At 37.5% G+C, this 17,541-nt stretch carries 16 protein-coding genes; 3 read left to right on the forward strand and 13 right to left on the reverse strand.

Going from position 1 to position 17,541, the window contains the following annotated elements:
• Positions 1-7: 7 nt before the first annotated feature.
• The 7 genes from METEV_RS07030 to dph5 all read right to left on the reverse strand — a co-directional run bounded on the left by METEV_RS07030 (position 8) and on the right by dph5 (position 7,878).
• The gene (locus METEV_RS07030) at positions 8-1,966 is read right to left on the reverse strand and encodes a type II secretion system F family protein (RefSeq protein ID WP_013194832.1); all 1,959 of its coding nucleotides are present in this window, start codon (positions 1,964-1,966) and stop codon (positions 8-10) included.
• Positions 1,963-3,582, reverse strand: a complete 1,620-nt coding sequence (locus METEV_RS07035) for a type II/IV secretion system ATPase subunit (RefSeq protein ID WP_013194833.1) — start codon at positions 3,580-3,582, stop codon at positions 1,963-1,965. Before METEV_RS07035 ends, METEV_RS07030 begins: the two co-directional genes overlap by 4 nt.
• A gap of 92 nt (positions 3,583-3,674) precedes the next feature.
• On the reverse strand, positions 3,675-4,571 hold the full coding sequence (locus METEV_RS07040) for a carbohydrate kinase family protein (RefSeq protein WP_013194834.1): 897 nt from the start codon (positions 4,569-4,571) through the stop codon (positions 3,675-3,677).
• 20 nt (positions 4,572-4,591) lie between these two features.
• Positions 4,592-4,933 carry a DUF555 domain-containing protein gene (locus METEV_RS07045; RefSeq protein ID WP_013194835.1) on the reverse strand — a complete coding sequence of 114 codons (342 nt, stop codon included), beginning with the start codon at positions 4,931-4,933 and terminating at the stop codon, positions 4,592-4,594.
• Between the two features lie 129 nt (positions 4,934-5,062).
• Positions 5,063-5,344, reverse strand: a complete 282-nt coding sequence (locus METEV_RS07050) for a DUF357 domain-containing protein (RefSeq protein WP_013194836.1) — start codon at positions 5,342-5,344, stop codon at positions 5,063-5,065.
• 19 nt (positions 5,345-5,363) lie between these two features.
• Positions 5,364-7,019 (reverse strand): helicase HerA domain-containing protein, encoded by a 1,656-nt coding sequence (locus tag METEV_RS07055; protein WP_013194837.1) that lies wholly within the window; start codon positions 7,017-7,019, stop codon positions 5,364-5,366.
• A 67-nt stretch (positions 7,020-7,086) separates the two neighbouring features.
• On the reverse strand, positions 7,087-7,878 hold the full coding sequence (gene dph5, locus METEV_RS07060) for a diphthine synthase (RefSeq protein WP_013194838.1): 792 nt from the start codon (positions 7,876-7,878) through the stop codon (positions 7,087-7,089).
• Between the two features lie 169 nt (positions 7,879-8,047).
• Here dph5 and thsA point away from each other — a divergent pair, with 169 nt between their 5' ends.
• Positions 8,048-9,694 carry a thermosome subunit alpha gene (gene thsA / locus METEV_RS07065; protein WP_013194839.1) on the forward strand — a complete coding sequence of 549 codons (1,647 nt, stop codon included), beginning with the start codon at positions 8,048-8,050 and terminating at the stop codon, positions 9,692-9,694.
• 26 nt (positions 9,695-9,720) lie between these two features.
• On the opposite strand, the gene METEV_RS07070 is transcribed toward thsA, so the two are convergent.
• From METEV_RS07070 to METEV_RS07080, 3 genes are read right to left on the reverse strand one after another with little or no spacing between them, the layout of a single operon-like run.
• Entirely contained in the window at positions 9,721-10,302 is a 582-nt protein-coding gene (locus tag METEV_RS07070; RefSeq protein ID WP_013194840.1) for a DUF2119 domain-containing protein, read from the reverse strand.
• Positions 10,303-10,307: 5 nt separating this feature from the next.
• On the reverse strand, positions 10,308-10,970 hold the full coding sequence (locus tag METEV_RS07075; RefSeq protein ID WP_013194841.1) for an SAM-dependent methyltransferase: 663 nt from the start codon (positions 10,968-10,970) through the stop codon (positions 10,308-10,310).
• A 6-nt stretch (positions 10,971-10,976) separates the two neighbouring features.
• The gene (locus METEV_RS07080) at positions 10,977-12,092 is read right to left on the reverse strand and encodes an NADH:flavin oxidoreductase (protein WP_013194842.1); all 1,116 of its coding nucleotides are present in this window, start codon (positions 12,090-12,092) and stop codon (positions 10,977-10,979) included.
• Positions 12,093-12,247: 155 nt separating this feature from the next.
• Here METEV_RS07080 and METEV_RS07085 point away from each other — a divergent pair, with 155 nt between their 5' ends.
• On the forward strand, positions 12,248-14,017 hold the full coding sequence (locus METEV_RS07085) for a hypothetical protein (protein WP_013194843.1): 1,770 nt from the start codon (positions 12,248-12,250) through the stop codon (positions 14,015-14,017).
• Positions 14,018-14,061: 44 nt separating this feature from the next.
• Complete coding sequence (larC, locus tag METEV_RS07090; protein WP_157197312.1) at positions 14,062-14,550, forward strand: nickel insertion protein; 489 nt, start codon at positions 14,062-14,064, stop codon at positions 14,548-14,550.
• Between the two features lie 29 nt (positions 14,551-14,579).
• Here larC and METEV_RS12395 read toward each other — a convergent pair whose 3' ends face one another.
• Genes METEV_RS12395 through METEV_RS07100 form a run of 3 tightly spaced genes read right to left on the reverse strand, consistent with a single transcriptional unit; the run spans position 14,580 to position 17,197 of the window.
• A complete protein-coding gene (locus tag METEV_RS12395; RefSeq protein WP_157197313.1) occupies positions 14,580-14,684 on the reverse strand; it encodes a MetS family NSS transporter small subunit in 105 nt (34 codons plus the stop codon).
• Positions 14,685-15,821, reverse strand: coding sequence for a sodium-dependent transporter (locus tag METEV_RS07095; RefSeq protein ID WP_049891094.1), 1,137 nt, complete (start codon positions 15,819-15,821; stop codon positions 14,685-14,687).
• Between the two features lie 35 nt (positions 15,822-15,856).
• Positions 15,857-17,197: an RNA-guided endonuclease InsQ/TnpB family protein gene (locus METEV_RS07100; RefSeq protein ID WP_013194845.1), complete on the reverse strand. Its 1,341-nt coding sequence runs from the start codon at positions 17,195-17,197 to the stop codon at positions 15,857-15,859.
• Positions 17,198-17,541: the final 344 nt, after the last annotated feature.

A 17,541-nucleotide genomic window follows, 5' to 3' on the forward strand; every position in this document is an offset into this window, starting at 1 on the left:
TCTCCGATTAAATTAATAGTGCAAATAATGCATAAGAGGAAACAATCATTATAATTGAGTGCTTTAGACCTGAATTGATACTTGCGTTTCCCATCTGACCTGCTACAAGCCCTGAACAAAATCCCTGAATCATGGAAGCATGGAAGAAAAGCATCTCATATTCTTCAATATTTATACTATTAACCATCGTCATTCCTGCAACTGAATCACCCATTGTCGATGGCATGGAAGAAAGAAAATGCACAGTAAGGATATACACAATAAAAAGATACACAAAAAACGCCATATAGATAATAAAGACATAAACATACATTTCAGTAGAGCGCTGATTTTTCATCTGTTTCTGGACTTCAGCATCGTTTGCCGCAATGTTTAAAACACTTGTAACATCATTTGTGGATTCGCTTGCCTTTATAATAGTAGTCACTATTCTCCGGGTCAAATCCGTACGAACACGGTATTCAAATTTTTTCAATGCCTGTGTAAGGTTTGTTCCCCAGTTAATATCTTCCTTCATTTTACCTATTTCTGTGTGTATAATACCCACTTTGGATTGAGCGGTCATTGATATAGCATCCATCAACATAATTCCCGCTTCATTAATACTTGCCAGTTTTTTGAAAAATTCAGGAATCTGTTCCTCTATCTGACTGATTCTTTTAGCCCTTAATTCATGGAACACGATAAAAGGTACAATCATAATCAGTACAGAATAAAAGATATAATCATCAATATATGTAGCAAAGTCAATATTAAAAGTGGATAATTCAACCAGTTTTATATTAAAATCGAACTGATACCTACCAATTATGTTATTTAAAAAATAAAAAAGAGCAACAGGGATACTTAACACAAAAGCATATGAAGGTCTACCACGCATGAGATGTATCGGGTGTTTCAGACTATCTTTTATTTTTGTAATCCGCTTTTGAAATTCGATTTTTTTTATAAGTTCTTCATCCAATTTGGAGAATTTAACATGTAAATCATCAAAAACATTAAGACTTTTTTCTGTAACATAAGTTTCGGGTAATTTTTGCTGGTCTGATGTTATAGTATCAAGCAGTATAAGAAATACCATTGTACCGAAAGGAACTGCAATATATATTAACAAATACATGATGAGAATTGAAGTAGGGTTAAGGAGTCCAAGAACCACAAGTATTGTCATCAGAAAGAGGGGTGCTACGACAAAAACAGATACATAGGATTCAGCCAGTATACCAAGTGTTTCCAAAAATGTCTGCTGTTCGGTTTTTGCTACTGAACGGTATTGTTCGGTTTTATTTTTCAAATAAGCAGTTATATCCCCTCCACTAGACAAAATCGAAATTAACCCATCTATAAGCTCTCTAAAATTCTGTGAGGGGGTTCTTAATTTTGCATTCTGAAGAGCGGTTATTATATCATGTCCGAAAAATTCCATATCTCTTACAATGTACCCAAATTCCTCAGCAGCTGTACCATATATATGTTTATGGTTACTAAGAGACTTGAAAATATCAAAAAGTGATAAACCACCTCCCCGGGTCATTGCATAAAGGTAAGTAGTTACATGGATTAATGACTGGTCTATGGATGTTTTACGAATATTTGCTTTTAATGATGGTATGGAAAGATAAACAAAATAGGTTGTATAAAAGCCAATTAAAAAAATTAGAATGCCCTGTACACAAGCCATTAATTCTAAAGCATACGCTTCAATCCAATTTGGTAACAAATCTTTAAATACAAATAACGCTCCTGTATCTGAAAAAACTACAAGACTTGCATAAAATCCTATAGAACCGATTACCAAACCAGTTATGAGCGAATAAAAATATGCAAGTGATACATACTGCACAACTGGAACAGGTATAACAGCTTTGCGCAACTGGTGCTTAATGTCAATATACTTATTGTTATTGACTTTTTTATCAACCAGATTACCAAATATTCTGTAGGCTGTTACCTCTACAATATTCATTTTATATCACTATCTATGTTTTTGGATATTACCCATTCCAGATTATTATTTTCAATGCTCTCCATGACAACATCTGGATTTGTTGAATAGGCATGAACAACAAGAGACACGCTGATATAATCTCTCATGTTGTTAACACGCATGTAATCAAGTATCTTTTTCCTGTTTTCGATTTCATTATACAGGTCGTCTTTACTCCATCCTCTAACCTGCATGATATGGTTAAGAGCCTGAGAATTCATTGTACTGTAGAAATTATCGTTTACAGGGTCCCATCGGTACAGTTCATTAATCCGGATTTCTCCTGTCTTGGGGTCAATACCGGTGAATTCAACTATACTCTGGGTTCTTCTTACTCTGTTTTCATTAACATAGGTCTGTTTCTGGATTGAAAGGATATCAATTGACCTCAGCATAACACGTGGTACGTTTATTGGGTCATTTTCCAGCCGGTTCACCACTGTCTGTGCATCACCAGCATGCATGGTAGAATAGGTGGTATGACCTGTTGACATCGCCTGAAACAGTGTAAGTGCTTCCTTACCCCGAACTTCGCCCACAAGAATATATTCTGGTCTTTGTCTCATGGCAGCCTTTAAAAGGTCATACATCGATATTTCAGAAGTACCATCTTCAGTAAATGATTTCCTTGTAACCCCTGCAATCCAGTTATCATGATGTAGCGTTAACTCACGGGTATCTTCTATAGATATTATTTTGGTAAGCGGTGGTATGAATAATGATACTGCATTAAGCATCGAAGTTTTACCAGAAGCAGTACCTCCTGCAAATATGGCATTTTTTCCATTTTCAATTACCATCCAGAAATACGCCATAATTTCCAGGCTGGAGGTGTTAAACCTTATAAGGTCTATAGGAGTAAGTGGATTACTTCTAAATCTTCGTATACTGAATGAACTTCCTCGTGTTGTAACTTCTTTACCAAGAGTCGCCTGAAGTCTGGAACCATCACTCATTGTGGCATCGACAAGCGGTTCCCCGATAGATATCTGCTTCCCGCTTTTCTGACAGAGTTTGATAACAAGAGAATTTAACTGCTCTTCACTAAAGGATATATTTGTCATTATGTTGTGATATTTTATATGATAAAGATAAACAGGTACGTCAATACCATCGCATGATATATCTTCTATGTAAGGGTCAAGCATTAGGGGATGAATACTTTCATATCCGAGAAAATTTCTCCTTAAAAAGTAGGTTATTTTGTATATAGATGTTATATCTATTGTTTTATGGTAACGATAAAGAAGGGAAAGTGCTTTGTCTATAAGGATGTTTTCTTTATCCTTATCTAAATCAGTATTTTCAAGTACAAGAATATCCTGCAAATCATCATATACTTTCTCCAGCAGGTATTTCTCATATTCATAAAGCGATGGTTCTACAACATTGTAGTATTTCATCCAGCGGTCTTTAATAATACTGACAAACACATAGGGCTGGTCTATCCAGTATCTTTCAATTTCAGTATAATCCTCAGAAACTTCATAATCGACCAGATGACCATGTATTTCAGGGTCGTAATCTGGTAAAACAAATTGTTTCTTTTGCCCGGATTTTAATTTAGAGACCAGAGTTTGTATAGGGTTCTCCATCACTGCTACCTTCAGGATATAATTATATTTAGGACTGTATTAAATATACCTATTTACTTAAATAAAATATTTATGGATTAAAAGAAAAAGGATTAATCTGAAAGATTTAAATCATAATAGTATTTGCACCGTTTTTCAACATCGTTCCAGACAGGTAGATTTGTCTGGCAACCAGCTTTTTCTACTATAAATGATGCCACTGTTGAACCTATTTTTCCACATTCATTAAGCGGATATCTCTGGATATATCCAAGTAAAAATCCTGCACGATACCCATCACCGGCACCTGTTGGGTCTACTGCATTAACAGGGATCGCAGGAATCCAGTAATCAATATCATCTGTATAGATTCTACTACCTTCCTCATCGTAGGTCACTACAACAACATCAAGCATATCTTTAAGTTTATCAAAAGGCTGGTTTATCATGTCACATACCCTTTTGATTTCATGTTTGTTTGCAAACATAATATTGGTATTGTAAAGGATTGTCTCAAGAAGTTCAGAGGTATAGGTTACCAAATCCTGACCAGGATCAAAGGATACAAATCCAGCCTTTTGAGCCACTTTAGAATTGAATACTGGTTCAGATGTAGCAAGATGAACAAAATCAAGTGATGGGGGATCTGTTTTTTTTAAACGTGCTGATGGTCCCCAATGAAAATAAGTACACTGGTTATGATTCTTATCAGTAAATACAAATGCTTTTGTACTTTTTTCATCTTCCATTCTGTAAAGGTGGGATAAATCCACACCTGTTGATGTCAGGTAATCTTCATATCCACTGCTTTTAAAGTCATTACCAACTCCAGATATTAACTGACATTTTCCACCAAGTGTTGCAATTGTAGCTGCAATATTTGCAGCACCTCCCCCATAGGATATTTCATAATCAAGTATAGGAAAGGACTCATTTGGTCCTGCTATTTTTTCTACATTAAATAGGTGATCAAGAGCTGTATGACCCACGATTGATATTGTATTATCCATCAGGTCAAATCCCCTTGAATTTATTCAAATTCTTCTACCTCGATAACCTTCAAAGGAACATCACGCAATGTACGACCAATTACAGACTTGGCAATTCTTGATGCATGCTCTTCACTTTCAGCATCAAACACTTTCATATCAAGAATGAGACCAACGATTGCAGTGTCAGCAGCTAAAAAAACGCTGCTGAAAGATTCTTCACATGCAGGGCACGACGTAGTGCCTACATCAACCTCTACAAAATCCAGTTTTGGATTTAATCGTTTCCCTGCTTCAGATATTGCTACACCGATTGCATCATCGGCTGTTTTTACATCTCTCACCAACCAAGCGGCTTCAAGTGTTACATGATAATTTGGCATTCTTCTTCTCCTCTCCCTACATCTCGTTTGTGTATTATAGTCCTGTTGATTTTATAGTTCAAATTTCCTATTAACTGGTCGGTTTATTAAATTTTTGATAACTATTATAATTACCGGCTTTTTAGTGATTTAGATGGTAAACAGTTTTTCATCATCGACTATGAACACACCAAGTTTTGCACCAGCATCAAGCCATGCATGTCCATAGCTAAAACACGCCAGTGCATTAACAGGGTCATTCATTTTGAGAAAATGCATACCGTCCTCATAGTATGCTTTTGCCATCGTATAAAAATCACTGGCAGCTGTATACATATGTGAGTTTTCAATCGGGATGAATTCTGCTTTTTCGAGTGCTTTTTCGAGTAGTCTTTGATATCTATCTACTTTTTCATTCAAATCAGCTGCCAAACATAACCTCCATCATAAATCATTTGTTTGCACCAAAGATTTTCTTGAACAATCCTCCTTTATCCTCTGAATTTTGTTCTGATGCTTCAGATTGTTTCGGTGCGGATGTGCTACCGGTATCTGCTGATGGTTGCGAAGGTTCAGGAGGGGTTTTCTTCGGAGGAGGACTTTGTTTTTGTTTGGTTTCCTTTGACTTTTGTTTCTTTTGTTTTCCTTTTAAAACATTAACAGATTTACCACCATGCTGTGATTTTCGAACCCTTATATCCACAAGTACAGGTTTTTCTATGTCAGTGCTGACAAGCATGGAAACACCCTGTGGGAGTCGTATCAATTCATCCTCAACATAGGAATTAACACCTTCAAGACCTTTACTTATGGATTTGAGGTCATTGGGATTTGTCACTTTCATGATAATCTGTGTTCCACACTGGGATAATACGTTTTTATCCACACGTGCAGGTCTCTGAGATATAACCATCATACCAAGACCGAATTTACGCCCTTCAGAAGCTATATTTCTGAGTACTTCAGAACTTGGAGATTTGCTAAATCCTTTTTCAGGGGCAAAGTTGTGTGCTTCTTCTATAACCAGCATACCGGGTGGTACATTGTCCATTTTTCTTGCTTCAAACAAGGAACTGCATACTTCAGCAACAATCATGCGCTGAAGGTCTGGAGATACACCTTTTAAATCAATAACTGATGCTTTCCCCTTTTGAAGAAGGTCTTCGATTGGTGTAGGGGTGGTTGAAAGGATTTCAGAATCACGTACACTTTCAAGCAGATTTATAACGTTCCACTTTGCCTTGCTTTTATCATTGCCAACTTCAAAAATAATATCATCAATGGTATAAGTATCCATCTCTGACCTGAGTTTCTGTACGGCTTCATAAAGGATACCGACATGTGTACTGGTATAACTCTCTGGAAAGATAGATGTCAATTCTTTTACTGTAAGGTTGTTCCCGTTCAACCTGAACGCTTCATCAGCCACCGGATTTATTGCTTTGTTTGCTGGTGTATAGATAGTTATATCGGAACCGTACCCTTTTGGAGAAATATTATATTTGTCGAGGTCTCCTTGTTTTTCAGACCCTGGGTCTTTGAGTGATGCATATTCACTATGTGGGTCTATTATAAGTAGCGGAACATTGTTATCCAGTAGTTCTTCCAGAACTACACCTGCAGTATAGGACTTACCACTACCGGTTTTTGCAAGTATACTGCAGTGCCGCTGGACAAGACTGTTGACACTTAAATTTACAGGGATGTCAGTCCCTTCCAGCAACCCGATATTCATATCCTTTTTTCCGGATAGTCCAAGGACACTGTTTATTAAATCATCATCAGCCTTGTATATCGGGTCACCCGGACTGAAAGGTATTGTAGGTGCGCGGAGCAGTCCGGAACTGTCCCTGTTGCCTATAACAGTTGCTTCAGCTACGATATTATCTCCGCTTTTGTCTTTCCTTAAACCGTTTTTCGCCTCTTTGAGTGTATATTTTTCGCTGTATCGTTTTATCAATATTACCTGTGCAAGAATCCAGCCATCGGATTCATGCCAAGCTTTTACATACTCTCCTCTGTGAACAGGAGTACTTTCTGATACCAGGAACTTGAATTCAAGTGTCCCGGTTTCTCCAAATATAACACCTACTGAACCACGTGACATGTTTGCTCTCTTTAGAATAATATTTTTGTAGGTTTATATTAATTAAGTGTTATATAGTTTTTCAGGTTCAATCCAGAATTTGTTCAGGACCATCTGCCAGTTTAACCAGTGCTTCTGCCTCTATAAAATGCAATGGACCAGGGATTGCAAGTATATGTAGCGGTGAACCAAATTCAAAATCAATTAATGAACTGATATAATCCGCTTTTATTACAGGATTATAAGACCCTGCTCTTGCTACACCTACAGCAATTTTATCATTTATAAAATTCTCTCTGCGTTTTTTATCTATCCCCTGTAATATTTCAAGTCCTTTATTAATAGACATGTAGCCCTTATCCATATCTATATCCAGATAAACAAGTGTATGTAAACCCTGCTCAAAATTTGATTTTATCGTGTCATAGGGTACTTCAGAAACAATTGTTTTACCTCTGCCTGTGGTATAAGGGAAAGGAATTGTTGTGGATTTACTGAAACGATAATTCTGTAGTCCTGTAAGTCCACATACAGCAGAGGCAATTGAAGCTCCATGTATTACAGATGTTTTGATACCTTTATCAATTGCACGGATTCTCAGGTCTACATGGGTTGTGGCGACCATAGAATCGCCACCGGTAAGAAATACTATATTCTTCTCTTTTGCCTCATCAATCCAGTCTGGATGTTGTTCCACATCTTCCCTTTTGAGAACATGTATTTTTTTCCCGTAGAATTGTTCCATTTTTTTTATATCCGTTCCAAAAAGGTGTGATGTATAAAACTCAAGATACACTTTATCTGCGTTTTTAATGGTTTCCAACCCTTTTACAGATATATCTTTTTCATCATAGAGTCCAAGTCCTATAAAATTAAGCATGTATAGTTGTTTTGATAATTTATAAATTAAAGTTTTTTGTGTTTACCTCTTGGTTGTATCATATTATTTCACAATATTTTTATAGAACCCATAACAGTAGTTTTTATACATAGATTTATATTGTAGATTATATAATCGTTATTAAATTTATCACAGGAGGATTAAATCAATGGCAGGACAACAATATGGTCAACCGATGTACTTGGACCCCAACAAACAAAGAACATCGGGTAGAGACGCTTTATCAATGAATATTAATGCTGCAAAGGCTGTTGCCAATGTAGTACGGTCAACACTTGGTCCTAAAGGAATGGACAAAATGCTTGTAAACGATGTAGGAGATATAATTCTTACAAATGATGGTGCTACCATACTTGATGAAATGGATATTGAACATCCTACTGCAAAACTAATTGTAGAAGTTGCAAGCACACAGGATGATATTGCAGGTGATGGAACTACAAGTGCTGTTGTAATGACCGGTGAACTAATGGATAAAGCAGAAGAACTGGTTCACAAAGGTGTCCATCCAACAATTATTGCAAAAGGATACAGGATGGCAGCAAATAAAGCACAGGAAATCCTTGAAAACTTTGCAATAGACGTGGATAAAGGGGATAGAAAAATACTGGAAAAAATCGCCAAGACCTCTATAACAGGAAAAGCATCTGAATCCTATGGTGACTACCTTCCAAAAATCTGTGTTGATGCTGTCACAGCAATCGAAGACAATGGTGAAGTAAATATTGAAGATAAAATACTAATCAATCAGGAAGTTGGTGGAAAAGCCAGTGATACAGAGCTTATCAGGGGTATTGCACTGAATAAGGGCAAACTACATCCAAGTATGCCAAAAACGATACAGGATGCAAAAATTACTCTTGTGGATGCACCTATTGAAGTCGAGAAGACTCAAATTGATTCAAAAGTAGAAATTAATTCACCTGATGAAATGTCAGCATATACTGAAAGAGAAGAAGCTCAGCTCAAGAAGATGGCAGAATCTGTCATAGCAAGTGGAGCAAATGTATTGTTCTGTTCCAAGGGTCTTGACGACAGAGCAGTACACTACCTTCAGAATAAAGGAATCTATGCTGCACGCCGAGTAGGTAATTCAGAGATGAAAAGTCTATCTCAGGCGACAGGTGCCCGTATTGTGCAGGACGTAAATGAACTGGAAGCTACTGATTTGGGTACTGCAGGTATGCTGGAACAAGTAGGCGAATTCGATGATGCAAAGACCTACATCAAAGATTGTCCGTACAAAACAGTGACAATTACTATTCACGGCGGTACAGAACACGTTACTGATAATATTGAACGTGCCATTGATGATGCATTCAAGGTTGTAAAATCAGTTGTAGAAGATGGAAAAATAGTACCCGGTGGAGGTTCTTCCGAAATCGAGGTTGCTCTTGGATTACGTGATTATGCTGTATCTATAGGAGGACGTCAGCAACTTGCAATTTCTGCCTTTGCAGATGCTGTAGAAGCAATCCCCAAATCCCTTGCAACCAATGCAGGTTATGATTCAATAGATTCCCTTCTGGAACTTCGCACAAAACACAGCAGTATTAAAAACGCCGGATTTAACCTGAATACAGGTGAAGTCATTGACATGTATGAAAACAATATTGTAGACCCGCTCAGAGTTAAAACACAGGCCATCAAGTCTGCATCAGAAGCATCAGTAATGGTTCTTCGCATAGATGATGTACTGCGGTCACAGAAAGAATCCTCTCCAGAAGTTAAACCTGAACACAATGTAAACACATACGAAGGGATGACACCTCCCCAGATGCCCGGTCGCAGGTGATTTTTAAGAACTGGTTTGTAACAGTGTTACAAACCATAAAATTTTTTATAATTTTCAATTGCTTTTTCTGCTTGTTCTGGATATTTTTGTTTTAAAAATAGTATAAAATCATCCCTTGAATTGCATTCTTTTACTATATCAGCCATTTTAGCGGCAAATTGTTTTGATTTTTCATCGGATTTTTTAATTTCAAATGATAGGCACAGTGCCTTTTTGGAAAAATAGTTACGCCTGATATAGGGAGCCACTGAACCGAGTAAAACATTGTTATCAAGTTTGCTGTATGCAGGTACACCTGTCTTTTTAAGTCGGTTTTTATCTGTTAGATATACAATGTTTTCACCGGAGTAGGAATGCAGTTCTACATAGATGCTTGGTTGATATTTTATAACAGTGTCGATTATTATTTTGCCCTTGTTTTTATAGTAGCTTTCATCAAGGGTTGATACATATTCACCACTGTTTACTACAGGAATGGTTATCAGTGTACCATGTATGGGTGTTTTGAGATTGTATAAAATGTCTGATGTATCTTTCCATTCATCACCGTGCAATCCTGCAACAAAAAGACGTACTGGATCTCCACTGCCATAGACATTTACAGACATTATAATCAATAACCAGAATTTTGAGCAATTATATAGATTTCCTGTTTTTCAGGTTCCAGAACATCAATTATTGTTAAACCCATGTCCTTTAATTTTTCAAGTATAATGTTTCTTGTATTGATGTCTTTTGTTTTTGTCACCTGTAGTAATTTTCCGTTCTGTTTTAACAGTGGCAGTACCCTTTCAAGTATTTGAACAGAATCCATTGGTTCAAGAGTTAAATCACTAAGAATAACATCAACTTTTCTACTGGACAATTTATCCATAGTAACAGTGAATATATCATCGATTACAAAAGATACATTGCCATATTCTGATGATATTTTTTCCAGTTCTGATTCAAAGTAACGGCTGAATTCTATTCCTCTTACATATGCTGCAATCTCTGATGCGTAGAGAAGAAATCCACCTGCACTTGAACCAATATCCAGTACATAATCATTTTTATTGATTAGTCCTGTTTTTTCCTGTATATACTGGAGTTTAAAATAACCCTGAGGTCTATCAAATCCTTCTTCAACTTGCACTTTATTTTCTGGTTTTACATCCTTGGACGCTTTTTTAACAATCCTGCCATCGATTTTCACCTTGCCACTGGCAATTGCAGTTTTGGAGCGTCCTCTGGATGTAAAATAGCCATTTTCAACAAGATATACGTCCAGTCTCATGTTGCTTTAGTTCAAACTCGAGGTTGATGGTTCACTCTTTTTAAAATAATTGCACTTTATTCCTGTGGAATCGAAACAGAGATTACAGGATACACACTGGGATTCTTCGCTAATACCCTCTTTGATTTTTGCTACAAAGTCAGGTTCACAGATGAACGGGCGGCTCATTGATATCATGTCCGCATTATCCGCACTTATTATTTTTTCCATAATATATTTAGACCTTACTCCTCCAACAAGGATTACCGGTATATCTACAGCGTTTTTAATCAATTTTGCATTTTTCTTGAAATAGGCTTCTTTTTCCACAGAATCGATATTTTGCTGTGACATCAGATGTGTTTCAAATATTCCGCCACTTACTTCTATAGCGTTGACACCGTTTTGTTGCAGTATTTTTGCAATCTGGATGGTATCGTTTATGTCAAGACCTGGTTTGTCAGAATCAGAACCAAATCCATCGGTGCTGTTAAGTTTTACAGTTATTGGATAATCCATATCTAAGGTCATACCACGGATACGTTTGATGATTTCGGTAATAATCCTTGTCCTGTTTTCAACAGAACCTCCCCACTTATCGGTTCTTTGATTGGTATAGGGAGATATGAAGTTACTCAACAAAAACCCGTGTGCACAGTGCAATTGAACTCCGTCAAAACCTGCGGCTTTTGCACGCCTTGCAGCATTGGCAAAATCTTCTATAGTTTGAAGAATTTGTGATTCACTCATCTCAACTGGTGTTATACCGGTCGCTTCATCGGTCACTGCAGATGGTGCAAGAGCAGGGTAGTCTTTAGAGACCAGTGACTGTCGACCACCATGTACTATCTGGAGCATTATTTTGCTATTGTACCTGTGAACCTTTGATACTACTTGACTGTAGGGTTCAATAAAATCGTCAGTATAAATCCCCTGTTGATTATTTGCACTTTTACCTCTGGGGTTTACATATGAATAACCAGTAATTATAAGTCCGACTTCATTTCTGGCAAGTTCTTCGTACATCTCTGCAAGCTTATAAGTCGGTTTTCCGTTGTTTTCTGCAAGCCATTCATGAGTTGCAGAACGGACAAAACGGTTCGGAATTTCAAGTTGTGATATATTAATAGGTTCAAACAACATGGTTGAATCTGATTATCTGTAAATTTATATTTCTTTTTATACAACTCAACAAGGGTACTGGTGGATAAATCGAATTAATTATATAAGAAATAAAAACATAACCTATTACAGTTGTTACAACTGTCAATACATTAATAATAAAGGGGGAGAATATTTTGGAGAAAGAAGCCTATGCTGCATCACTAGCTGCTATATCCAATATAAACAATATCACAAACGATAGAATTGAAGCGCTGACAAAAAGTCATGGAATGACCAACATTGCAGCCATGAGCGCAGCAAACGCTATAACTACTGAAGTACTTCGCGGAGTAAACATCATGCTGACTGATGAAAATACCGGTCAGCTGCAGGTAAATGATGTTTTAAAAAAGGGAATTGAAGCAGCAAAAGAAGCGGGTGCTGACAGTGCAAATGCTGCGTTATTTGCCGCAACTATATGCTATTTTGCCGGTTCAAACGCTCAGGCAGGTGTACCAGCAGGTAACAGAAAACTTGGTGGACTGGCACGTATGATTGCAGGTGTGGATAGATCTGGTGTAGCAGCAATACCCACACCGAAGTCCAATAATAAAGTTTCTGGCTTTGCTGCTGTACAGGCGCTATACGAAGAATTAATAGAAGGCAATCTGACCAAAGTAGATGGAAGAAAACTTCCACTTGGAGTTGCGGGCGGACCACTCTATGGTCACAGCCATCTCGGTGAAGATATAAGTTATCCGGAAATATCGTCCAGAGGAGCTGAAATCAGCACAAAAGCGATGATGGATGCTCAAGCAGGCGCCGGAATGGCTCCAAACGGTATCATATCAGCCATAATAGGTGTAGCTGCCACACTTGAAATAGTACATCCTGATGCCGGCCTAGGAGAAGAATATGGAGAGGCTTTTAAAGTAAAAAGTGCAAATCTTGCCGGAAAACACGCATCCAAAGTTGCCGGCTTACCTGAAAAACTTCATATTAGGGGTACTGGTGAAGAATATGACACTGCACAACTTGTGGGTGACCTTGGAGTTATACTGAAAGATATCGGTGCTCCATCTGTAATAGGAATGATGTCTTTTGAAGAAATGCTCTCAGCTTTTGAAGAGGGAGTATCCGGTTTCTCAGGTGGGCCTATAATGCCGCCACTGGGACACATAACAGCTGATTTAGTCATTTCATTACGATCTCTCATATCAAACAATGGTGATAAATCCAAATCAGCTGATATACTTAGAGACATTAAAAAAACACAGTGGTTAGAGCCAGAACTGGCAGCAACAGGTGCCAATACTATCGCAAGAAAGGTAGAACAGGTTCGCCGCGGTCCAATTACAGAAATAATAATCACTGCAACCGAAGGGATGCGTGCTAACCTTATACACAATATCGCTCACAGGGCTTATGAAGAATTAAAATCTGGCAAATCACTAAAAGAAGTAGTCAGCGAAATCGATGAAGAAAGGAAAGAATTTGTGGAAAAAAGCTGTGCCCAGATGCTTGGTTCTATGACAGGGCATGAACTTGAAATAAAAATCACAAAACTTACCGGTGGATGTCGGCGAGATATTCCGTTTGTAAAAGAATACTACGGATTTGACACTGATGCTGACGTGGAACTTGTAGTAGATGGTAAAAAAATAAACCTGTCAGGAATAGCACAAAATGTTATACCTGATGCCATATTTAACCAAAAACAAGATTTATTGGATGTTTTACCATTTGCTACTATACCTATATCTGAATTACAGCTATCTGGTCACACTATCCTTTATATTACAATACCGTCTGCAGTAGCTGCTGCAATGAACCTTATGGATCCAAAAGAAGCAGCCAAACAGTCAGAAGCTGCAGCCTCATGTACGGCTGCTATACCGGGAGCAAAACCCAAAGCAAAAGAAGTTGCAGAACTTGCTGTAAGAATTGTTAAAGATATGGAATAAATTATCCATATCTTTCTTTTTAAGGAGGACAAAAGTTGCTTCTAATGACTAATGTAGACAGTGTTTCATGTGACCAGATTCCATATATAATCGATGAATTATACAAAAAATCTGCTAAAAATGTTCATGTAGTACCTTCATTTACCAAAAAGGGTCGCCAAGAATATATTTTCTTCATTGATGTTTCAAAAGATAATATGGAAAATGTAGCAGAATTTATGGCACTTGAGACTGGAATCCTTGGAATAAGGAAAATTGAAACTGAACATTATGTTTTTGATTTTGATATACAAAAAGTAAACTTATCGTTTGATGATAATGACGGTGAACTTCTCTGGAAAGGATGCTTAGATGCAAAAATTGTTAAAAATAAACAGGGAATACCGCTTTCAGCAAGAGCGGAATTTGAACAACTTAAATCTGCCACTGAGGACATTAAACAATATGGGCTTAATATAAGCATATATGAACTTAAAGAAATGGTAGAACAAAAAGCTCTTCAGGAAATTAAAAACTTCAACAAAACTGAGTGAACAAAGAAAAAAGAAAAAAATAGAGTGGATTAAATCTTTCTTTTCTTCATTGCTATTCTCAGGAAATAAAACAGTCCTCCGTAAAGAACTGCAAACCCGAATATAGCCACTATTATGCTTTCTGTTGACAGCAATTATACCACATCCTTTCTAACCGATGTCAATATAGCCGCAAGAACCATACCAACCACCATTACAACTACACCAAGTACTGCAGCCATCAGGTCTCCTCCATAGGGAGCCTGCAAATTTGATATTGTTTCCTGTATTATCAATATAGTCAGAACTACTGGAACAAGGAATTTGATGCTGAAATTCCACCATTTACCAGCTTTTATATCAGAGTAATTGTTTGCCCATTCTCTGAATTTGTCCGCACCAAATATCCAGCCGATTGCCACTGCTTCAAGCACACCAACAACCAGCAGTCCGTAAACATTGATGAAATGGTCTATAATATCCAGCCAGTAAAGACCACCTCGAGTGGCATAAATCAGACTCCCTGCAAATGCTATACCGATAGTAATGTTTACCGCCTTTTTTCTGCTGAGTTCAAATTTGTCCATTAACGATGAAGAGAACGCTTCAACAAGAGATATCAGTGAAGACAGACCTGCAATCGATATACATATGAAGAATACTACCGCTGTCAAAACATTAAGTCCCGGTAACAGACTCAGGGCTTCAGGGAATACAATAAATGCAAGTCCTATACTGTCCGCAACTACTTCTTCAATACCTACTCCTTTAGCATGAGCCATGTATCCAAGAGTTCCAAATACTGCAAAACCGACAAGGAAACTGAAAGCCGCATTTGCCAGTGTAACAATGAATGTATTGTTGACTATGTCACTCTTTTTTGGTAAATAACTTGAATAGGCCACCATTATAGCCATACCGAGACTGAGTGTATAGAATATCTGCCCAAAGGCAGCAAGCCAGACATCAAGGTTTAGAATCGCTCCAAAATCAGGTTTGAGATACCAATCTATACCATTAAGTGCTCCGGGAAGTGTTAGTGCTCTGACTATCAGAACAATGATAAGTAGCCAGATGATTGGTATGAAAAATTTGTTTGCTCTCTCGATTCCTTTCTGAACACCTTTGATTTCGATCAGCCACGTTATAAACCAGACAGCCAGAAGGCTTATAAGTATTTCAATAGGGAATCCACCCAATTCCCACGGTGAGCCGGTTCTTTGTAACACAGAACCTATGAAATATGTTCCAGTATCTGCAGCATTCGTCCATGCTAATCTGACTGCTCTCACGAGTAGTGTAAACTCGTGGAATTCTCTTGAGAGCCTCAACCTTTGACGAGGTTGAGCATTTGCTGATTCATGGACGGTACTTGCGAACTGATATCGAGACCAGTCGTAGAGGTACCATCTCCACAGCCGTTCATTCCCGCGAGCCCCACGGTATGCATTGATGGATCATAATACGATGATTTTGTCAGTACGTTGACTGAAGCGTTGAGGTCCCTGTCCATTTCCAGACCACAATTACTGCAGTAGAACGTTCTGTTCTCTAATCTCAGTTTCTCTTTTTTCTTTGTTCCACAATGAGAACAGACCTGAGAAGTGTTGTCTGGATTGACCTTGTCTACTATTTTTCCTTTCTCAGCAGCTTTATAGGTTACGTGCTGAACCAGTTTGTTCCAGCCTACATCTGATATGGATTTTGCTAATCTATTATTTTTTATAAGATTCTTTATTTTCAGTTCTTCAAACACTATCAGGTCGTATTTATTTACCAAGAGTTTGCTAAGACAATGCGAGAAATGGTTTCTTGCAGCGGCGACTTTCCTGTGAATCCTGTTCACTTTTTGCTTCTGCTTGTTATAGTTGTTAGATCTGAATTTCATTCTCGACAATTTTCGCTGTTCTTTAGCAAGCCTATTCTCAGCTTTCCTGAGGAATTTCGGTGGTTCGACAAAATCATCATCTGATGTAGTTATAAAAGATTTCAGTCCAAGGTCGATGCCTACAGCGTTTTCTGGAGTAGATGGAACCGGATTATCCGGTAGCTCTACGGTCAGATAGGCAAACCATTGTTTGCCTTCCTTTTTCAGAGTGCAGGTCTTCAGTTCGCCATTTGGCAGATTATCGATGTCAATCTTGATGAGATTTGATTTACTGGTTATCTTGGATAGATGCAACCAGTTTCCATCCAGACGCCATCCGTTCCCATGCTGTTTATATCTGAAACTACTGAAATCTTCTTTACTCTTGAATTTGGGGTGGGCTTTCGGAAGAATTCCATCATATTTGATAAATCCTGATGAATTATTTCCACATGGAACATTTTTTCTCTTGACGAACATTCCTTTTTTAGGTTTTGTATTCTTCAGCCTACCTTTTTCCAAATCATCGAAGAACTTGTCATAAGCAAAACACAATCGCTGGAATACATCCAGTCTTACTGATGAATGTATAGGATAATCCAAATTTTTCAGGAGTTTTTCTAGTTCTGATCTTTTTACAGAAAGACCGAATCTTTCGTATAAATCGACTTGGAGTGACAGAAGATGGTTCCAGATTAATCTGCAGCACTCCAGTGTTTCATTCAGTTTTTTCTCTTGTTCAGGAGTGGGATGAATTCTGAACCTCAAATTCCTGCAGTTTTGATCATCCTTACGTACCATCGACTCCACCCATTCACCTGATGCTGATTATACGTTTTGAAGCCATATAAATTTTATCTAATGTTAGCGAATTTACCAAATATTATAGTATTAATCAGATATAGGCGGGGTGATTCGTCACTCTTAAAACGGAGTTCAAAGATATCTTTAAAACAACTTAAATCAAAGACTCTTTAAACTATAGTTTAAAGATATTGGTAAATTTTCAATTTACCAAGTTTAAGTTTAACTCTAAATTTCTAATTTAGAGTGTTCTAATTTTAAGAGCATAAGTGAACTCATGGGCTTTCTATATCCCTGCACCCGTTCATCATAAATTACAGAAATTATTTAATATTTCTTGA

It is taken from the genome of Methanohalobium evestigatum Z-7303, from assembly GCF_000196655.1.
Classification (GTDB): Archaea; Halobacteriota; Methanosarcinia; order Methanosarcinales; family Methanosarcinaceae; genus Methanohalobium; species Methanohalobium evestigatum.